Genomic DNA, 19,842 nt, shown 5'->3' on the forward strand with positions numbered 1-19,842 from the left:
AATTCACATGCAACCATTGCGCATCGCTGTGCTCGGTATGGTGGATGGGAACGGGCATCCTTACTCCTGGAGCGCCATGTTTAACAACTATGACAAGGAAACCATGGCCGAGTGCCCGTATCCTGCTATCCCGGGCTATTTAGCGAAAGAACCCGTAGATAAGCTGCAAATTCCCGGAGCTTCGGTCACACATATTTGGACGGATGATCCTCAAGATGCTAGACATGTGGCCAAAGCATCTCTAATCCCGAATGTCGTAAATCGTCCCGAGGATGTAATCGGGCACGTAGATGCCGTTATGATTACGACAGATAAAGGCTATGAGCATGTGGAACGCTGCCGCCCCTTCGTCGAGGCGGGACTGCCTATATTTGTCGATAAGCCGCTGGTCGATAATGAGCCAGATCTTAAGCAATTCCAGCGTTGGGTGCGAGACGGCGCCCGTATCATGTCCTCCAGCTGTATGCGGTACTGCAAGGAATTCATGCCTTATCGCGCTTCAATTCATTCGTTAGGAGAGCTCCGCTTTTCAAGCATCACCACTTGCAAAAGCTGGGAGCGGTATGGCATTCATGCCTTGGAATCCATTTACCCGATTCTCGGACCAGGCTTTATTTCCGCTCAAAACACAGGCAGTAAGGAGCGGAACATTGTTCTATTCAAGCATCGCATTCATGGCGATGTCGCCGTCCTTGCGATCGATGATATGTATGGATCACACGGCATGCTGCAGTTGTGCGGTACGAGTGCAAGCGCTTCAGTAACGTTCCAAGATACGTTTTATGCCTTCAAGACACAGCTTGAAGCTTTTATCTCCTACCTTCGCACAGGGGAAAGACCCTTTCCTTTTAGTGAAACCGAAGAGTTGATGCGCATGGTCATTGCTGGCATTCGAAGCCGAGAAGAGAGCGGGAGAGTTGTATTGCTAGAGGAAATTGCTGCAGATTGATGAAGAAGATCACATGATAAGACACACATCGTAGAGATTGCCGCACAAAGTATACATAGTCACTTCTCGCATACAACGTTAAGGAGGACGAAAGCATGTCTACGAATTTTAATATGCGCCCTAGTCGCGTCTTGCGCAAGCTTCGCGCGGGGGAAACAGCAATTGCGCTGAAGCTGAATCTTGCCGATCCGCGCATTACAGAAATGGCTGCTAGAATCTCTGGGGTGGACTGCCTATGGACAGACATGGAGCATGTTCCGAATGATTTCGCTGTCATTGAACGGCAAATTTGGGCGGCAAAAGCTTATGATGTGGATGTTCTTGTACGCGTAGCTAGAGGTAGTTATAGTGATCTGATTCGTCCGCTTGAGATGGATGCAGCGGGGATCATGATTCCTCATGTGATGAGTTTGGCGGATGCCAAGCAGATTATCCATAAAACGAAGTTTTACCCGATCGGCCGTCGTCCGCTTGATGGCGGAAATGCAGATGGCGCCTTTTGCAATTTGGAGCTGGACGCCTACATGGCTCAGGCGAATGATCAACGCTTCAATGTGCTGCAAATCGAAGATCCAGAGCCGCTTGCTGAGCTGGAGGAAATCATTGCATTGCCTGGCTTGGATATGATCTTCTTCGGTCCGGGAGATTTCAGCCAAGGAATTGGTGCGCCCGGCAAGTGGGATCATCCGCTTCTTGTTGAAACGCGTAAATCCGTGGCCCGACTAGCACAGAAGCACGGGAAATTTGCAGGTACCGTTGGCAGCACAAGCAATCTGGCAGATTTGACGGCGATGGGCTATAACTTTGTTAGCGTGGGGGCCGATGTCGTCGGCTTTGGTCAATATTTAAGTGGCATTGCATCGAGTCTTAATCGCAGCACAGGAGCTGGAACGGACTCCGTTTACGGCTCGACCAAAAATTGAGGGAGGCCGACCCATGTATACGGAGTTGTTCTCTTTACAAAATAAAAGCGTCATTATAACAGGCGGTTCCGGCTATCTAGGCTCCGCATTGACGGAGGCGCTGTTAGCATTTGGCGCTAATGTGACGCTGGCAGATCTGACCTTTCGCAAGAGTCCGGAACTGGACGCTGCTGTGCAAGAAGGTCGGTTACGAAATGTGGTGTGTGATGTCGCTAAGACCGAATCGATCAAGAATATGTTTCAATGTCATCAGGAAGCCACGGGCCGACTGGATGTATTGGTCAATTGTGCCAATTATGGGGCGGGCTACGGCAAAGAGGCAGAGCTTGAATTCATGACGGACGAAGTCTGGCACAAAGGTGTGGACGGGGCATCTGGAACGACGTTCCGGTGTATTAGAGAAGCGATCCCATGCATGCGAGAAAGCGGCGGCGGATCGATCATCAACTTTGCTTCGATGTACGGAGTCGTGTCTCCTGATCCTTCCATTTATGGAGATAGCGGTGCGAACAACCCGCCGAATTATGGCGCGGGGAAGGCTGGCGTCGTCCAACTTACCCGGTACTGTGCCGCTCATCTAGCTAAGTATGGCATTCGCTGCAACAGCGTTTCGCCTGGCCCTTTTCCAAACATGATTATTGGTCAAAACGAACCATTCCTTGCGAACTTGAATGCCAAAACCATGCTCGGCCGCGTGGGAAAACCAGAAGAAATGGTAGGTGCGGTCGTCTTGCTAGCATCTAACGCATCCAGCTATATGACCGGTACGAATCTCATGGTAGACGGAGGATGGACGGCTTGGTAACGTTCATTGTAGCGCGAACTGACGGGAGGAAATTCATGTGAATACGAATGTGATGACTAGTTTCTCACTTACTGGCAAGACGGTGCTAATTACGGGTGGAGCAGGACTTTACGGTACGCAAATTGCGATTGCTTGCGCGCAAGCAGGGGGCAATGTCTACGTAACCTCTCGTGACGAATCGCGACTCGAAGGAATTGAAGAGAGTTTCAAGAGAGATGGTTACAAGGTACATGCCTTACAATTTGATCAGGAAGATTTGGCGTCGATTGCCTCCATTCGTGAGAAACTGGAAGAACGAGAAGGTAAGTGTGATGTGCTTATCAACAATGCTGTCGCCCGTACAATGTCACATTATAACGATCCGCTTGAAAGATTCGCCAAAAGCATGGCTGTAAACGCAACAGGATTGTTTGAAATTACCCGTGTAATCGGCGATTGGATGGCAGAGAAAGAGAGAGGCTCGATCCTGAACATAGGTTCGATTCAGGGGATGGTTGGACCGGATCACACCCTCTATGAAGGACTACCCTTAAACGGGTTTATCCCCGACTATTTCTTCCACAAGGGCGGCATGGTCAATTTTACCAAGTTTATCGCCAGTTATTATGGTCCACACCAGGTCAGGTGCAATTGCATTTCACCAGGAGGCTTTCAAACAGAGAAGAATCTACCAGAATTTGTTGAACGGTACAACGATAGAACGATGCTGGGGCGAATGGCCAAGTCGGACGACATTTGGGGACCCATTGTGTTCCTTGCTTCAGATGCTTCTCTCTACGTTACAGGTACGAACATTCCGGTGGACGGAGGCTATACAGCGAAGTAAGCGTAAGGAAACGAACGGCATCGATATCGGGTGCCGTTTTCATGTTTTCTCGGTTGAGTTTTCTACCTCATCGCACTCATCACACTCATCGCACTATATTTTCAAAAGAAATTGGGTGTTATTGACTCTTATTTATTTTGTATAATAGAAAAAAGAGATGATAGATGGGGGGATGCTGGTTATGAAAAGGTTTTCGAATGGTTTTATGATATTTCACGACTTAAAACTGGCGAAGAAGCTTTGGTTATCGTTTTCCCTTGTAACACTTATCGCGCTCACCATCTTTGCGATGTTGTCTTCGACGTATATCAAACGATTCATGACTGATCGGGAAGGCAATGCGATGCTGCAAAAAATCGAGTATTTTACGGGCAGCATGAACAGCTATTTTCAAAGTATAGAGAAGTCATCACAGCTGTTAGTCTACAATGAGAATATTCAAGACCCTCTAAGTGGCAATGCGGCGAATTTGAACGGTATTCCTCGTATTCAGGCTTACAATTATATTTATGATCAATTAAGGCAGCTATCCGACCGGTTTTATGGCATTGAAGCGATATATCTCGTGGATAAGTATCAGAATGTGTACGACAGCGGCGTTGGGATGAATTTTACTCCCAGTTATTTGGTTAGCGATGAGTTCGTAGGCCAAGGCTGGTATGACAAAATGGCAAACAATAAGAGCAGCAATTCACTCTGGTCATTCATCAAGTGGCGTGATAAACAAACGTCCATCGTGATGTTCAAGACAATTTACGATAAAAATAATTTACAAATCCTCGGTTATCTCATTATTTCGATTTCCCCTACCATTCTCGACAATTACTTGGCTTCATCGAATCTGGACGAAGGTACGAACAGTATCATCGATTCAAACGGTTATATCTTTTCCGCAGGGACCGGAGAAAGTGTCCCGCCCATTGACGTTTCTAATCTAACTGGAACGAAAGGGCATTACACCCAAGAGCCAAGCAACTATGTCGTGGCCTATTCGAAGCACGCTTTGACCAATTGGACATTTGTACATTCGATCCCGCAGAACTTGCTGCTCAAGGATCTTAAGAATATTAACAATTTATGGATAGCATTTCTGGGAGGTTCCCTCGCGCTGATGGTTGTCGTATCGGTTTTTATTTCAAGAACGATTTCCATGCCGCTGCGTAAAATGATTCGAATGCTGCGAAATGTCGAGCAAGGCAATCTGAATTTGAAATTTCATCCTTTATATAAAGATGAGCTTGGGGACCTAGGCCGGGCATTCAATCACATGATCGACAAGGTCCGAGAGGGAGAGCCGGTCATGCGGGAGAAGTTGGTCCGTTCCTTGCTAGAAGGAAGTTTGACGGAATCCGAAGCGCTGCGCTTCGAAGAACGACTCGGTTTCCGACTCAACAGCGCCTCATTTCGAGTGGTGCTTCTGCATTTGCATCGCCGGTATGAGAAGGATGAATTAGATAAGCTCGAATCGATTATTCATGAATTCGAAGACGGGCATGAGATGATCAGTATCTATTTATCCGATGATCAGTATTGCTTGATTTTCAATGGTGTAGTGAATGAATCCTTACATAAAATCAATGAGTTAATTGCCGTGCTGAAAGAACGGCTTGATCTGCAAATGTATGCTTTTGTAGGCAACGAATACGAGCAGTTTAACCTGATTAAGACCTCGTTTGAAGAAGCTAAGACATTGCTAAATTATTTGGTTGGGGAGCGAATGGACGAACAGACCAGCATTTATTTCGTTGGCGATTCTTGGAAATCGCAATATCCAGAAGCTTTTGAAAATAAGCTCCTCTATTATATGGAGGAACGGGATATTGACAACTGTGCCGCTGTGATGGAGGAACTGATTGTTTACGCAAGAGCAAGTCAGCTCGTTCCGCATGTTCTCTATGCTTTAATGGCAGCCCTATACAATCACTTATATAAGTTATTGATCAAGTCAGGGCATTCCGCCGTGCTGGACAAAAATTGGTTCGGCGATGTGCAAGAAAAGCTGTTATCACAACCCTTAGAAAAGAACGGTCGGCAATTTATCGCGCTACTCAGGGATCATTTAGGTATGAATGAACAACAAGAGAAGAAACAAAGCAGGAACATTATTAAATCCTTGCAGATCATTCACGAACAATACAGTGATGTCGGGCTTGGCATCGATTCGGTCGTCGAACAGGTCGGGTTGAATGCGAACTATTTTAGCCAATTGTTCAAGAAAGAAGTCGGCGTCGGTTTTACAGACTATGTGGGGAAAGTACGTATGGAGCATGCCAAGCGACTGTTGATGGAGCCGGGAAATAAAATCAAGAATGTGGCTGTACAGGTCGGTTTTACCGACCCGCATTATTTCAGTATCTGGTTCAAAGAGAACACTGGACTGTCTCCGTCGCAATTTCGCAAGCAGCTTTTAGGGCAGATTGGATGAATGTAGAACTTGGTTTTTTATAGAAATAGGTCATTTTCTTTATATTTGTGTATAAGACTAACGAATTCCACGTCTTTCTAACTATTTTCACCTACTCAGATGCAGGTAAGGCATGCTAATTTGGTGGTAGGTTACGCTAACGATTTCTTTCACAGCAGTTTCAGGTGGGTTCACAAAGAAGAAATGAAGGGTTGCAAACAATCGGAGATAAGAAGGAGGGTTCTATGAAAGTTATGACGATTTACGCGCATCCCGCGGATACGATTACGAATTGCGGCGGGACGCTCGCGCTTCATGCCAAGCGAGGGGATGAAGTCGTCGCTCTCATTTTGACACACGGTGGACGACTTCATCCGAACAAGTACGCCGAAGAATGGCGTAAGGAAAACCCAGATGCGAGTCTCCTTCAGGCGGGTTTGGGAGAAATTGCGCTGAACAAAAAGCGTGAATTAGAGCGGGCAGCCGAGACGATCGGAATCACCAAGCTGATTATGCTTGATTATGACGACAACTACTCGGTTGTGAATGAAGAGATCGTGAACCGGATTGCGGAAGAGGTATCCAAGGAGCGGCCAGATATCGTCATTTGTGACTATCCAATGAATACGGCATTACACAATCCCCATACGATTGCGACGCAGATGGCGTTTGCCGGGCTGAGCAAAGTTTCGCTATTTTTGAAAAATCTCGATGGTCAGCCAGAATATCATGTGAAACAAATTTTCTTAACTTCTCTTCCAGTCAGTCCGATAGATGGACTAAGCCTCTACGGTATGCGTAATGATGTCTTTATTGATATCAGTTCCGTTGTGGGGGAAAAGATCAAAGCGATGGACGAATTTAAAAGCCAAGGCTACAGCGGCTTATTCGCCCGTAAGCTGCTTGAATCCTATAACGGAGAGTATGGCAGGGCAGCCGGCGTCAATTTTGCCGAAGGATTTTACAGAGTGTACAACGAAACGCACCCATATCTGCCGCTGACGGCAGCTGCGCAAGAAAGCGATTTGCTAATGAGACACCTTTCCTACTCGACTATGAGTATCAGAGAGATGTTTCCCTTACCTGAATAACGGGTAAGATAACCTCCCCAAACAAACACTGTAATTTTTACTTCACTTCACTTTACTTTACTTATTTTACCTACCCTTCTCCAGTTACAAGCTAATTTCACAATGTTAATTTTATTGAGATTCCAACCTGTCAAAGATACACGACAAATCTAATTCATTATGAAATAGGAAAAGGGAGGACGTGGAATATGATCCGTAAAATGACATATAAATCACTGTTTGTCGCAGCTGGCGTATCGCTACTGATGGGTTCTACGTTAGGATGCAGTTCAAATGAAGGTTCCACCACCTCCTCTAAGCCGTCGGCTAGCGTTGCTCCAGCGGCCAGTACGAGCGCGGCTGCTACAACAGCACCGAAAGAAGATCCGAAGATCGAGCTTACGGTGTGGGCGGCTCCGAACGGTACGTATAAACCTGGTCAAAAGGCTGGCGACTGGTTCAAAGAAGATTTGCTGCCTGAATGGAATAAGCTCCACCCGAATGTCAAGGTCAACATCGAGCTGATTCCTTTTGACGGGATCAATGAGAAGGTTACGACAGCGATTGCCTCCAAGTCAGCACCTAACGTCTTTTTGGATTACCCAGGGCGGACATTGGCTTATGGGCAGATGGGAGCGCTCGCTTCCCTCGAGAGTATCATTCCACCAGCTGATCTTGCTCAAGTAAAGAAGAGTGCGGATATGATGAAAATGGTATCCGTTGGCGGCAACGTTGTGACGCTGCCATATTATTCTACTCAGCTTGGCTTGATTCTGAACAAGTCCCTGTGGAAAGAAGCAGGAGCTGAAAAATTGCTTCCGCAGGATGAATTCCGCACATGGACGCCAGACCAATTCAAAGCAGCCCTGAAGGCTGTGGCTAATAAAGATAAAGGCGTTTATGGACTGACGCTTTTCGCATTGAACGAACAAGGGGATCAAATTTATAACAATATCATTTCTGGTTATGGAGCCAAATTGTTCAACGCTGATTACACGAAATATACGGCAGGAGACAGCCCGGAAACGGAAAAGGCGTTGGCTTTCTTCAAATCGCTAGTGGATGAAGGCTTAGTTACACCACATCCAGAAACATTGACGTCTACCAATGCGCTTGATTATTGGAAGCAGCGCAAGAACGGTATGGCTGTGGCTTCTGCGGCGCACTCCGATATTATTAAAAACGGTTTGAAAGACGGAAGTGTTAGTGGACCTAATGAGTACATGTATGTCAACTTCCCGTCTACGACGCCTGGGCAAGCTGCGTTAAAGTCGGAAATCGGATTTGGTGTTGTTTTCAAGAACTCGGATGCTGTCAAAGAAGAATGGGCTAAGAAGTTCCTTTACTGGTCCGTAAAAGATAACGTCATTTTCCAAACGGCCATGAAATCGTTCGATCCGCTTGGCAAAGCGCCAGCATGGACGGAAACCGATCCGGAGCTTCAGTTCTTAGCTAAGTTAGCAACTAAAACGAAGGAATGGCCGGTTATTGATCCAGGCTGGGGTATCAAGGGTTATCCTGAGATGAGAGCTGCCATGTTCCCTGAAATCCAAAAATTGTTTATCGGCATGTCCACTCCTAAGCAAACGATCGATACGATTTCCAAGAAATTTAACGATACGATAGCCAAATACAATAAGTAGTTTTCCACATACGGCAGGATGACTGTGGTCTCCTGCCGTAAAGTCGTTTACAGCTCAGTGAAAGAAGGGAAGGTGAACCATGAAACAGAGTAAAATCAGCAGCATACGCTTGCGCAGAGAAATTAGTGGTTGGCTTTTCGTACTTCCCATGCTGTTGTTTTTCTTGTTGTTTGTTGTGTATCCCATTCTTAAAGCAATTAAGAGCAGCTTTTATGGCTTTGATTATACGAAGTATTATTGGTCGGGGCTGGACAATTATCGCACCATTTTAACAGATGAATTGTTCTGGAAGTCGATCCGCAATACGTTGGAGTTTGTCATATATTTGGTGCCTTCGATCACCATTATTGCCTTGATGATTGCGGTTACACTTCATACGTATCCGAAAAAGATGCAATCCTTTTTTAAAGCAGCTTTTTATATTCCAGGTGTGACGTCGATTGTCTCGTTAACCTTAGTATGGCAATACATCTATAACGGGCAATTCGGTTTAGGAAATTACATTCTCGGTCGATTTGGGCTGAATTCGGTTAATTGGCTTGGCGTAAATTCGGCAACAATCGCTTTGTCCTTAATTGTCCTTACGATTTCCGTAGGTTCAGCAGTTGTTGTATTTTCAGCGGCACTCGGGGGAATTCCTAAGGATTTCTACGAATCCGCTTCATTAGACGGAGCGAAGCCTTGGAAGATGTTCCACCGAATCACGCTTCCTATGTTAAAGCCGACGATGCTATATGTCGTCGTTACGGGCACAATCGGTGCCTTTCAAGTGTTTGCCATTATTTTAATCATGACAGGTGGCGGTCCTGCTTACCGGACAACGACAATTATGATGTTAATCTATCAGCAGGCGTTCGTGAATATGAACTTTGGTGTCGCAAATGCAATGGGGATTGTCTTATGTGTCATCATCAGTCTGATCGCTTTTGTGCAATTCAAATTTCTTAAATCGGATATCGAATATTAAGGGTGGAGGGGACGAGGATGCCGAATAAAAAGTCACCGCTTTGGGGGGGACATGTGTTTCTTTGGGTGTTAACCTTGTTCTTCCTCTGGCCCTTCTATTGGATGGTTAGCGGATCACTCAAGAACCTAAAGGTTGCTTTGCAAATACCACCGGAATGGGTGCCAGTTCACCCGACATTTCATAACTATACGTCTTTGATCACGAATAATCCGGTGTTCACTTGGTTTTATAACAGTATGTTTATCTCCTTGGTTGCCACGGTGCTCGTCATCGTGGTCAGCTCGTTGTCTGCCTATGCATTAGCCAAAATTCCATTCAAGGGCTCCAAGCTGCTGTTTACTGTAATGATTGCTGCCATGACAATCCCGCATACCGTCCTATTTATACCGCTTTTCCAATTTTTAAATGATTTAGGTCTCATTAATACAAAATGGGGAGTACTGCTTCCCGTCGTAGGCTGGCCATTCGGGGTATTCCTATTGAAGCAGTTCATGTCATCACTGCCAACTGAATTGGTGGAAGCAGCGAAAATCGATGGCTGCGGGGAAATGCAAACATTCCTACGTGTCATGCTGCCGCTAGCTAAGCCAGGAATTGGCGTATTAGCTATTTTCACGTTCGTCAACACTTGGAATGACTATGTTTGGCAAGTGATCGTGCTGAACGGAGAAAAGATGTTCACATTGCCGGTGGGTATTAAAGTTGCCCAAAAAATATCAGAGTTGGAAACGAACTATGGCGTTGCCATGGCTGGGGCCATGTTAGCCACGCTTCCCGTGCTGCTCATATTTCTGTACTTCCAGAAATATTTTACCGAAGGAATTACTGGAGGCGCATTGAAGGGTTGATGTGAAATTCGGGGGTTGGCAGACGAAGAAACCGGTGGTGTCTGGGTCAACGAGATGTCCACCTATCGGCAGTCATTGGGATTCATCTTTTGTAAAGGGGGAGTTGATTCAGCATGAATCCAATGAACTTGTCTTTTTTACAACTTCCAGGTCGATTAATAACGGGGATAGGCTCAGTGTTCCAAGTGAGTACGGAAGCTCGGATGCTGGGTGCGACCCGGACGCTTGTACTGGTTGACCCGGCCATACGGAATACCGGGCTGATCGATGACCTTGTACATCGGATACAAGCAGAGGGAATCGAATGTGAACTGATCGACAATATTGTCCCTGAGCCTCCATTTGAATTATTGGAGATGATATCTTCAGGGATGAAGGGAAAAGGATACGATCTGTTTGTTGGGATCGGTGGAGGCAGCGTTCTGGACCTTACCAAAGTATTGGCCGTCATGCAGACGAACCCAGGTCCGGTCTATGATATGATCGGAACCGAAAAGATTGAAAAGCCAGGTCTCGCTGTCATTCTTATCCCGACGACAGCGGGAACAGGTTCTGAAGTGACGAACATCGCGATCTTCACCGATTCTCGCGATGATGTAAAGAAGGGGATCGTTAGTCGGCATTTACTATCAGCCGTCTCTATTGTTGATCCCGTTTTAACAGTGACGGTGCCCCCCTTCGTCACCGCTGCGACGGGCATGGATGCTCTCGTGCATGCGATTGAGTCGTATACGTCCGTTAGAGCGAACGAGTTAACCGATGGCATCGCATTGCATGCTATTAGACTTATTTCTCGTTCATTGCGACAGGCTGTATGCAACGGTAACCTATTGAAAGCGCGCGAGGAGATGTCCATGGGTAGCTTGTTGGCAGGAATCTCCTTTGGCAGTGCTGGAGTTGGCGCTGTCCATGCACTTGCTTATCCGTTAGGAGGACGCTTTAAGGTTCCCCATGGCGTCGCGAATTCACTTCTTCTGCCTTTTGTAATGAAATATAATATCATCGCGAATCTGGAGAAATTCACCGAGGTGGCCAAAGCACTTGGGGAGAACGTGGAGGGGATGAGCTTGAGAGAAGCTGCGGATTACGCAGTCACTTCCATGGCACGGTTGGCTGAGGACATTGGGATTCCTCCTAGCTTACAAGCTGTCGGGGTTCAAGCATCAGATATCCCTTTGCTCGCGGAAGAAGCAAGTAAAATCGAGAGGTTGCTGATCAACAATCCTCGTCGTTTAACCTTGAAGGAGATTGAACAAATTTACAGGGATGCTTTGAAGGGAAGATCGAAATAAGATAATCGGGCACCAATCTCAACTAGCAGAGGAGCTAAGTCGATGAAAATCATAGATGTACGTACCATACTGCTGACGGGGCCTTGTACGGATGATCCCTTTTTGTCTGAAGCTCGCACTAGACGAAGCGCTGCCTTCATTGAGGTATTGACCGACGAGGGATTAACTGGGATTGGCGAGACGTATGCAGGCTATTTTTTACCAGAGAGTGTTCCGAGTATTGTCGACTTTTTTAAAGAGATCCTCCTCGGTCAAACGGTTGATGACATTGGTATTCTCTGGGATCGCATGTATCATTGCGGTAATTTTTGGTGCCGAGTTGGACTCGGCTTATCGGTAATGGGCGGGATCGAAGCCGCGTTATGGGATTTGAAAGGCAAGCAGCACGGCCTTCCTGTGTATAAGCTGCTCGGCGGTGCTAAGCACGATAAGCTGTCTTGTTACGCAACGGGAGGACCTTCCAACTATCCACAGGAAAAACTTGCTCGCAAGCTTGAATTCTATGCTTCTCTTGGATTTAAGGGCATGAAAATCGGTGCGGGCTGCTTTTGGGAGGGGCAAGGCGGTTGGAAGATGCCGGAAGCACCTGAAGCAATTGCTGAATTCGAAGCCGAAAAGATGCGTTTTGTTCGTACCATCGTTTCGAAGGATACGCGTATTATGATGGACGGCCACATGGGCAATAGCACAATAGGCAGATGGGATTTACGAACTGCTAAGCTTGTTATGAAAGCGCTTGAGCCCTATGATTTATTCTTTTTCGAAGAGCCGCTGCATTATACAGACCCCTGGGGCTACCAAGAGCTTTGTCTAAGTACAACCATTCCGATTGCTGGCGGGGAATGTTTGACTGGAGCGTTCGAATGGAGGACGTTCATTGAGCGAGACGCCTTTGATATCGGGCAGCCCGATGCCTCTTTTAGCGGAGGGATCGGCACCTTTATGGAGGTGGCTTCCATGCTGGAGGCTAGAGGTCGTAAGATCGCCACACATGCGTGGGGAGCGGCAGGCAGTCTGATGCAAAATGTGCATTGCGGATTCGCTTGCGCCAATACGGAAATCCTAGAAATTCCGCCAGCATATGCGGGATTGCACAGTGATTTACTAGGAGAATCCTTCGTCATGAAGGACGGCTACGTGCTGCCTCCGGAAACGCCTGGTTTTGGCATTACGTTGACGGAAGCCATCCGAAATAAATATCCGTTCGTACCAGGCAGCGGTGAATTTAACAGCGTACCTGGTAAAATCCTGATGGGTTAGGTGAACGATGAATCCAATATTAATTGATGTTGAGGTAGAGCCGTCGAGATTAGAGAAGCTTAAAAGCATGGCAGGGCTATCGGTGGAAGTGATACCGGAGAACACCGCACCTCATTCGCAGGCGATTGAACTGCTAGGTAATAAGCAAGTGTTATTTTGCCACCTTCCGCCTCGCAATATAGGGAATATGCCTAAGCTCGAATGGATTCAGCTTGCTTCCTCTGGCTATTCGCAAGCCATTGGTTTAGGTCTCGCTGCGAAAGGCATACGCGTATGCAATGCGAGCGGCGTATTTGATACTGCGATCGCAGAATGGAATGTGGCGATGATGATCAACTTGCTGCGCGATCTGCGAGGTATGATTCGCCATCAAGAGGTAGGAAACTGGGATCGGTCGCCAAGATTCCAACGGGAGCTGCGCGGTTCTGTAGTTGGTATTTGGGGTTACGGCGGGATCGGCAGAGAAACAACTCGGTTGCTGAAGGCACTTGGCGTAACGGTGCATGTAATGGTTAGAGAGGGATTAAAACAAAGAAGCCTCAATTATGTACTTCCAAACGTCGGCGATCCCGAAGGCATATGGCCAGACCAGGTTTTTGTAAAAGGACAGGAAGCTGCGTTTCTTGGCGGCCTCGACTTTCTTATTATGGCGATCCCACTGACGGATCAGACTCGGGGAATTGTAGGAGAAGATGAGCTTCGAATGCTGCCGTCTCATGCCTATCTGCTCAATCCTGCGCGTGGGCCGCTTATCGACGAAGCTGGACTGCTGCGTGCCTTGCGTGAAGGCTGGATTGCCGGAGCAGCTTTGGACACCCACTATATCTATCCGATGCCGTCCGATCACCCGCTATGGTCATTTTCTAATGTCATCATGACACCGCATATTTCTGGATCCACCGGCAATCCCTATTTTCTTCCCAGAGTATGGGATTTGTTCGTCGGCAATGTGGAGCGTTGGCGCGCGGGAATGCCCTTGCTCAATGAGATACCCGCATCTGAACTCGATTAAGGAAAGAGGGACTTCGATGTATCATGCTGCTGTAATCGGACTCGGCAAGATCGGCTTGACCTTCGATATCCCCTTTAAAGGGAGAGCTAGCAGCCATGTCATGGCGTATCATCAGCACCCGGAGGTGGAGGTGGTTGCAGCGGTCGGTAGACGTCAGGAGCAGGCGGATCTTCTGGCGAAGATCGCACCGGAGACGATGTACTATCCGGATGGGGCCTTGTTATCCATGCTGAGGAATCATGTGCTTGATATCATTAGCATTTGCACGCCGCCAACTGTACGGTATGAACTGCTCCAAACCGTGTTGGAAAACTCTAGCGCAAGGCTCATCTTTCTGGAAAAGCCCGTCGCGAACAGTATCGAGGAAGCGGAGCAAATTCACTCTTTGCTTAAGCAGTATCCCGAGCGAACTGTCATCGTCAATTTATCCAGAAGATGGAGTGAAGGTGCTAGACAGATCCGAACGGCAGTCAGGAATGAGACGTATGGCAAGCTGAAGAAAATTCACTTGCGTTACAGCCGTGGCATTTATAATACGGGCTCCCATTTGTTCGATATGGTTCGTTATATGACTGGGCCCATCGAGCAAGTGAGAGTGGTGGAACGGGTCCCCACTAATCTAGATAGCTTGGAGGATTGGACGTACTCCTTCTTGTTCACAGCTGCGAACAGCAGCATTTCGGGTTATGCGGAGGCGTTTGATGACCGTCATTATAACCTTTTTGAAATCGTATTGTACTTTGATGGTGGTGCGATTGAAATGGTGAATGGCGGGGATGAGATCCGGTATTATCTTACCGAGTCGCATCCTCTGCAAGCCGGCATGAAGAGTCTCGTGCTTGAACGTACAGAGAAAGGTGTTCTCGGTAAATCGAGCAATATGGAGAATGCTATGAGTCACCTAGTGGATATTCTTCAATTCGGAGCTGAGCCGATGTGCACGTTGGAAGACGGCATTTCCCCACTCTATGTTGCGGAAGCATTGAATCAGTCGTATGCCAATGGCGGGACTTCGGAGATGGTGCGCGATCATTAAGTTGTAATCCCAATTCGTCATACGCATTTATTCATGCGTAAGAATAAAGGAGTTTTCATGATGGAGCTGAAAAAACTAACCCCTGAGCAGCAGGAATTTTATGAAGATCAGGGCTATATATTGGGGCTTCCTGCCATTTTTACTGGAGATAGGGTAAAGCAGTTACAGGCGGGGTATGAGCAAATCATCTCATTATTACAAGATGATGAGAATCCCTCTGACATCATGGGATGGCATAAAACAAGTCGTTGGCTGTATGATATTTGCGCTCATCCACAAATTTTGAATTACGTTGAAGGCGTACTGGGCAAGGATTTTTACTTAGCTGCAAGCGAGTTTATTACCAAATCGCCTCATTCAGATAAAACTGTGCCTTGGCATCAGGACTCTTATTATTGGTCTACTGCGCTCAACAACACGGTTACGGTGTGGCTAGCGATCACGGATGTGGACGAAGCCAATGGTGCCATGAAGGTTATTCCAGGTACACATAAAGCCGGTATTATTCAGCATAAAATTGCGGGCAATGACGCCATTCTGTCCTTCGAACTGGAGCAGGGAACGTTCAGCGAGAAGGATGCGGTTTCCATGATCATCCCTACAGGCGGTATTTCCATGCACGTAGATTCTCTTATTCACGGCTCGGGTCCCAATACCTCAGACCGCTGGCGCATTGGATTTGTTATCCGCTATTCCAAGACGATGGTGAGATGGGATCCGCAAGCTTACCCCAATTTCCAACTCTACATGATGAGAGGGCAAGACGATTTTGGTTACCATCCCCAGGGGGATGTGCCCGTAGAGCCTTTTGGTCGTCCTCCTTATACGAAGCGTATTCGTAAAAGGGAATAATGGCATCTTGCCAAAGAAAGTGAGATGAATCATTATTTTAAGCTACGACAAGCAGTGGACATCGACGATCTCATCGTTAACACTCGGCACTGTGCAGCTGGGGATGCCTTATGGGATTGCGAATCAACTAGGTCAACCAGATGAAAAAGTGGCGGGGCATATTCTGGATGCTGCCTTAGAGGGTGGTATTACCTGTCTCGATACGGCAAGTGCTTACGGTAGCTCCGAGCAGGTTCTAGGTACTTATTTTGGGCAACCAAGACGATCAGCCCACATCATAACCAAACTCCACCTGAACATAGATCAAGAAACAACACTTGCCAATTTGGAAGAACAGATAGAAGCAAGTATTAGTAGATCAATGGAACGATTACAGACCTCTTGTATTCCCGCCGTATTGCTGCATCGACCGAATGTGTTAGGGAGATTCGGTGAGAAAGTGACTGAATTGCTGCGCAAGCAAGTGAAGCGGGGGAATATCGGTACGATGGGGGCTTCACTCCTTTCTTACGAAGCGGTAGAATTTGCAGATAATTGGAAGGAGCTCCAGGATGACTTTTACGAGATCGTACAGTTGCCCATCAATATCCTGGATCGTCGGATGTTTGCGAACGGGACCTTCGATATGCTCAGGAACGCGAATAAGAAGCTGTTCGCAAGAAGCATCTATCTGCAAGGATTGTTCTTCCTTCAGCCAACCGAATTAAAGGGGAAACTAAAGGAGGCGGAGTCTTGGCTTACCCTGCTGCACACCTATGCGGAGAAAGAAGGAATGTCTGTACCTGAATTAGCTTTTTCTTATATTCACCATATGCCTGGTATCGCAAGCATTGTTTTCGGTGCTGAAACGCCGGAGCAAGTGAAAGAAAATATTGCGCTTTTAGGAACGCCTGGGATAAGTGATAAGACATTGCATGAATTAGCAGCAGCTTTCGCAGATGTGCCTGAGCAAGTAATTACACCTTCAATGTGGGACGACGGCAAATGAGTACAAAGCAGGCCAAATATATGGATAAATGAGGAGATCATCATGGTCACATATCTGAAACAAGGCAATGCGCAATCATCATCTGCTGCAAGTGAAGAGGCCATCTATCAAACCGTTAAGGAAGTCATTCAAGAAGTTGAAATTCGTGGAGATGAAGCCGTTCGTCAGCTTTCCCACAAATTCGATAACTGGTCGCCTGAAAGCTTCCGATTGAGTGAATCTCACATTCAAGAAATTGTCGCCCGCGTGCCAGATCGTGTGAAGGAAGACATTCGATTCGCACAGCGGCAAGTTCGCAATTTTGCGGAGAAACAATTGGAAACGGTCCGTGATCTCGAGGTTGAAACGCTGCCTGGTGTATTTCTGGGACATAAACATATTCCTGTGAGTAGTGTTGGCTGTTATATTCCTGGCGGACGTTATCCCATGGTAGCTTCGGCACATATGAGTATCTTGACGGCCAAAGTGGCTGGGGTTAAAAGAGTCATTGCTTGCACACCGCCAATCAAAGGGGAAATCCCGGCAGCGACGATTTGTGCGATGGTGTTTGCGGGCGCTGACGAGATTTATGTGTTAGGCGGTATTCAGGCCATGGCAGCCATGGCGATTGGGACAGAGACGATCGAATCCGTCGATATGCTTGTAGGGCCAGGTAACGCCTATGTGGCGGAAGCCAAGCGGCAGCTTTTCGGAAAGGTCGGTATCGACCTGATTGCAGGCCCGACGGAAGTTCTGGTAATCGCCGATCATACGGCAGATGCCGAAATGGTGGCCGTTGACTTGTTAGGTCAGGCCGAGCATGGCCCTACGTCTCCTGCAGTGTTGATTACAACATCTGAAGCATTGGCAAGAGAGACACTCGTTGAAATTGAGAAACAGCTGAAGGTTCTTCCAACTGCTGACATAGCTGGTATCGCTTGGCGTGATTATGGCGCCGTAATGGTGGTGAATAGCTTGGAGGAAGCGGTCGTGGAAGCAGATAAACTAGCCTACGAGCATGTGGAAGTATTGACGGAGGATCCGAATTACTTTCTGGCGAACATGTCGAACTACGGTGCATTATTTCTCGGTCCTGAAACGAATGTAGCGTACGGGGATAAAGCAATTGGCACGAATCACACCCTTCCGACCAAAGGTGCTGCAAGATACACGGGCGGACTCTGGGCAGGGAAATTTTTGAAAACATGCACCTACCAGCGATGCACGAAGGAAGCTAGTACATTGGTTGGCGAGTATGTTTCACGACTATGTGAAATTGAGAATTTCATGGGTCATAAGGAACAAGCCGATCTGCGAGTGCGTAGGTATGGCAGCAAGGCATCCGTTTGATAAAATGCTCCGCAAGAAAAGCAAGCTCTTCCATTCATGATGGTTGAGACTTGCTTTTTCCCTGTTCACCTACATCAAAATGATCAAAGGAAGTCATCAGTGAAAAAAAGGAATTGTACAAGCGAGGTCGAAGATTGATTACCTATCAAATAAATATAACGAAAAAGAAGATGATGTGATGGGAACTGCATTTAGCTTGAGACGAAAAGCTTTTATGCATAAGTATTTCTCCGGTAAAGTGATGGATTATCAACAGATTATTGGCTTGTATATACCGATTCTGATTGATCAGACTTTCCTTGTCGGACTTAACTTGGTGAACATTGCCATGATTAGTTCGTCTGGTGTTGCCGCAGTTAGCGCAGTAAGTATGATCGATTCGCTCCATATATTTCTGATCAGCGTATTCGTAGCCGTCTCGACAGGTGGAACAGTTGTGGTCGCCCAGTATAAAGGAAGCGGAAATGACGGGATGGTAGCCAAAGCTGCAGCTAGCTCCGTTTCCTTGGTTTCGGTATTTGCGCTTGGCATTAGCTTGTTAATGATTGTGTTTCATGGTCCCGTCTTATCGCTGCTTTTTGGGACGGCCTCTCCGGAGGTGTTCGCTTATGCCAAGACCTATCTGATAGGGAGCAGTGTATCTTATGTGGGGATTGCCATTGTAGAGGCTGTTTGCGGTGCACTGAGAGGGATCGGAAAGTCCCGAACTTCCTTGAAACTCTCTTTAATCATGAATCTATCGTATGTACTATTAAATGTGATATGTATCCATTTCTTACATATGGGGGTACAGGGGTTGATCATCGCTGTGAATGTGTCCAGATTTCTGGCGGCATTCGTAGCCGTATTGTATGTGGTGAAATTAGATACGAATTTTAAAATGCGATTGTACGATTTACTACATGTAAATATGGCGATGATGAAGAAAATTTTATTTATCGGGCTTCCCTTTGCGGCGGAGCAGATGTTCTTTAATGGCGGGAAAATTGTAACGCAAGTATTTATCGTTAGTCTTGGCACGCATGCCATGGCGACGAATGCGATTGGCGGCACGCTGGCAGGTGTGTTACAGATTCCGGCTGCCGCGTTATCTCTAACAACGGTAACTGTGATTGGACAATGCATGGGGGGGCAAAATGTGAAAGACGCCCGTAAATTTGCCAAATCTTTTCTCTGGCTTGCCTCATTTACTCTCTTCCTGATGGCATTGATTCTCCTTCCGTTGTTCAAGCCGCTGATTAGCTTATTTCACCCGCCGGATGATATCATTAGGGAGCTTTTCATCATCGTGTTGATCAATGCGATTGCACAAGTCCCCCTCTGGCCAATCAGCTTCCTCTTGCCAGCAGCGCTTCGAGCTGCGGGCGATTCCAAATTCACATCCGTGACATCGATGCTGTCCATGTGGTTGTTCCGAGTCGTTCTAGGCTATGTGCTTGGCATCTTGTTTCACATGGGCATTATTGGTGTATGGTTAGCTATGAATATTGAATGGGGCGTTCGTGGGCTTATTTTCCTAATGCGCTTCAAGGGGGATCAATGGTATCGTCATCGATTGATCGAGCCAGCTACGGATACCAAATAAAGGAGCACCTTCGGAAGACACCTTCTCTTATGAAAAGGTGTCTTTTCTTGTTG

At 47.0% G+C, this 19,842-nt stretch carries 17 protein-coding genes; all 17 read left to right on the forward strand.

Annotation, left to right across the window (positions count from 1 at the left end; translation table 11 throughout):
- The first annotated feature begins 7 nt into the window (after positions 1-7).
- The 17 genes from AC58QG_RS17020 to AC58QG_RS17100 all read left to right on the forward strand — a co-directional run bounded on the left by AC58QG_RS17020 (position 8) and on the right by AC58QG_RS17100 (position 19,789).
- Entirely contained in the window at positions 8-949 is a 942-nt protein-coding gene (locus tag AC58QG_RS17020) for a Gfo/Idh/MocA family oxidoreductase (RefSeq protein WP_497363302.1), read from the forward strand.
- Between the two features lie 95 nt (positions 950-1,044).
- Positions 1,045-1,872: an HpcH/HpaI aldolase family protein gene (locus AC58QG_RS17025; protein ID WP_497363303.1), complete on the forward strand. Its 828-nt coding sequence runs from the start codon at positions 1,045-1,047 to the stop codon at positions 1,870-1,872.
- Positions 1,873-1,885: 13 nt separating this feature from the next.
- On the forward strand, positions 1,886-2,677 hold the full coding sequence (locus AC58QG_RS17030) for an SDR family oxidoreductase (RefSeq protein WP_497363304.1): 792 nt from the start codon (positions 1,886-1,888) through the stop codon (positions 2,675-2,677).
- A 37-nt stretch (positions 2,678-2,714) separates the two neighbouring features.
- A complete protein-coding gene (locus AC58QG_RS17035; RefSeq protein ID WP_497363305.1) occupies positions 2,715-3,503 on the forward strand; it encodes an SDR family NAD(P)-dependent oxidoreductase in 789 nt (262 codons plus the stop codon).
- A gap of 181 nt (positions 3,504-3,684) precedes the next feature.
- Positions 3,685-5,928 carry a helix-turn-helix domain-containing protein gene (locus AC58QG_RS17040; protein ID WP_497363306.1) on the forward strand — a complete coding sequence of 748 codons (2,244 nt, stop codon included), beginning with the start codon at positions 3,685-3,687 and terminating at the stop codon, positions 5,926-5,928.
- A 224-nt stretch (positions 5,929-6,152) separates the two neighbouring features.
- Positions 6,153-6,998, forward strand: a complete 846-nt coding sequence (locus AC58QG_RS17045) for a PIG-L deacetylase family protein (protein WP_497363307.1) — start codon at positions 6,153-6,155, stop codon at positions 6,996-6,998.
- Positions 6,999-7,186: 188 nt separating this feature from the next.
- Positions 7,187-8,620 carry an extracellular solute-binding protein gene (locus AC58QG_RS17050; RefSeq protein ID WP_497363308.1) on the forward strand — a complete coding sequence of 478 codons (1,434 nt, stop codon included), beginning with the start codon at positions 7,187-7,189 and terminating at the stop codon, positions 8,618-8,620.
- 79 nt (positions 8,621-8,699) lie between these two features.
- The gene (locus AC58QG_RS17055; protein WP_497363309.1) at positions 8,700-9,587 is read left to right on the forward strand and encodes a carbohydrate ABC transporter permease; all 888 of its coding nucleotides are present in this window, start codon (positions 8,700-8,702) and stop codon (positions 9,585-9,587) included.
- A gap of 17 nt (positions 9,588-9,604) precedes the next feature.
- The gene (locus AC58QG_RS17060; RefSeq protein WP_497363310.1) at positions 9,605-10,435 is read left to right on the forward strand and encodes a carbohydrate ABC transporter permease; all 831 of its coding nucleotides are present in this window, start codon (positions 9,605-9,607) and stop codon (positions 10,433-10,435) included.
- A 113-nt stretch (positions 10,436-10,548) separates the two neighbouring features.
- A complete protein-coding gene (locus AC58QG_RS17065) occupies positions 10,549-11,727 on the forward strand; it encodes an iron-containing alcohol dehydrogenase (protein ID WP_497363311.1) in 1,179 nt (392 codons plus the stop codon).
- 42 nt (positions 11,728-11,769) lie between these two features.
- Complete coding sequence (locus AC58QG_RS17070; RefSeq protein WP_497363312.1) at positions 11,770-12,987, forward strand: mandelate racemase/muconate lactonizing enzyme family protein; 1,218 nt, start codon at positions 11,770-11,772, stop codon at positions 12,985-12,987.
- Positions 12,988-12,994: 7 nt separating this feature from the next.
- Positions 12,995-13,999 (forward strand): NAD(P)-dependent oxidoreductase, encoded by a 1,005-nt coding sequence (locus AC58QG_RS17075; RefSeq protein ID WP_497363313.1) that lies wholly within the window; start codon positions 12,995-12,997, stop codon positions 13,997-13,999.
- Positions 13,971-15,035 (forward strand): Gfo/Idh/MocA family protein, encoded by a 1,065-nt coding sequence (locus AC58QG_RS17080; RefSeq protein ID WP_497363314.1) that lies wholly within the window; start codon positions 13,971-13,973, stop codon positions 15,033-15,035. The genes AC58QG_RS17075 and AC58QG_RS17080 overlap by 29 nt, the downstream gene beginning before the upstream one ends.
- A gap of 33 nt (positions 15,036-15,068) precedes the next feature.
- Positions 15,069-15,887, forward strand: a complete 819-nt coding sequence (locus AC58QG_RS17085; RefSeq protein WP_497363315.1) for a phytanoyl-CoA dioxygenase family protein — start codon at positions 15,069-15,071, stop codon at positions 15,885-15,887.
- A 67-nt stretch (positions 15,888-15,954) separates the two neighbouring features.
- Entirely contained in the window at positions 15,955-16,875 is a 921-nt protein-coding gene (locus tag AC58QG_RS17090) for an aldo/keto reductase (RefSeq protein ID WP_497363474.1), read from the forward strand.
- A 42-nt stretch (positions 16,876-16,917) separates the two neighbouring features.
- A complete protein-coding gene (gene hisD, locus AC58QG_RS17095) occupies positions 16,918-18,204 on the forward strand; it encodes a histidinol dehydrogenase (RefSeq protein WP_497363316.1) in 1,287 nt (428 codons plus the stop codon).
- 178 nt (positions 18,205-18,382) lie between these two features.
- The gene (locus AC58QG_RS17100; RefSeq protein ID WP_497363317.1) at positions 18,383-19,789 is read left to right on the forward strand and encodes an MATE family efflux transporter; all 1,407 of its coding nucleotides are present in this window, start codon (positions 18,383-18,385) and stop codon (positions 19,787-19,789) included.
- Positions 19,790-19,842: the final 53 nt, after the last annotated feature.

Source organism: Paenibacillus sp. J22P169 (assembly GCF_059691995.1).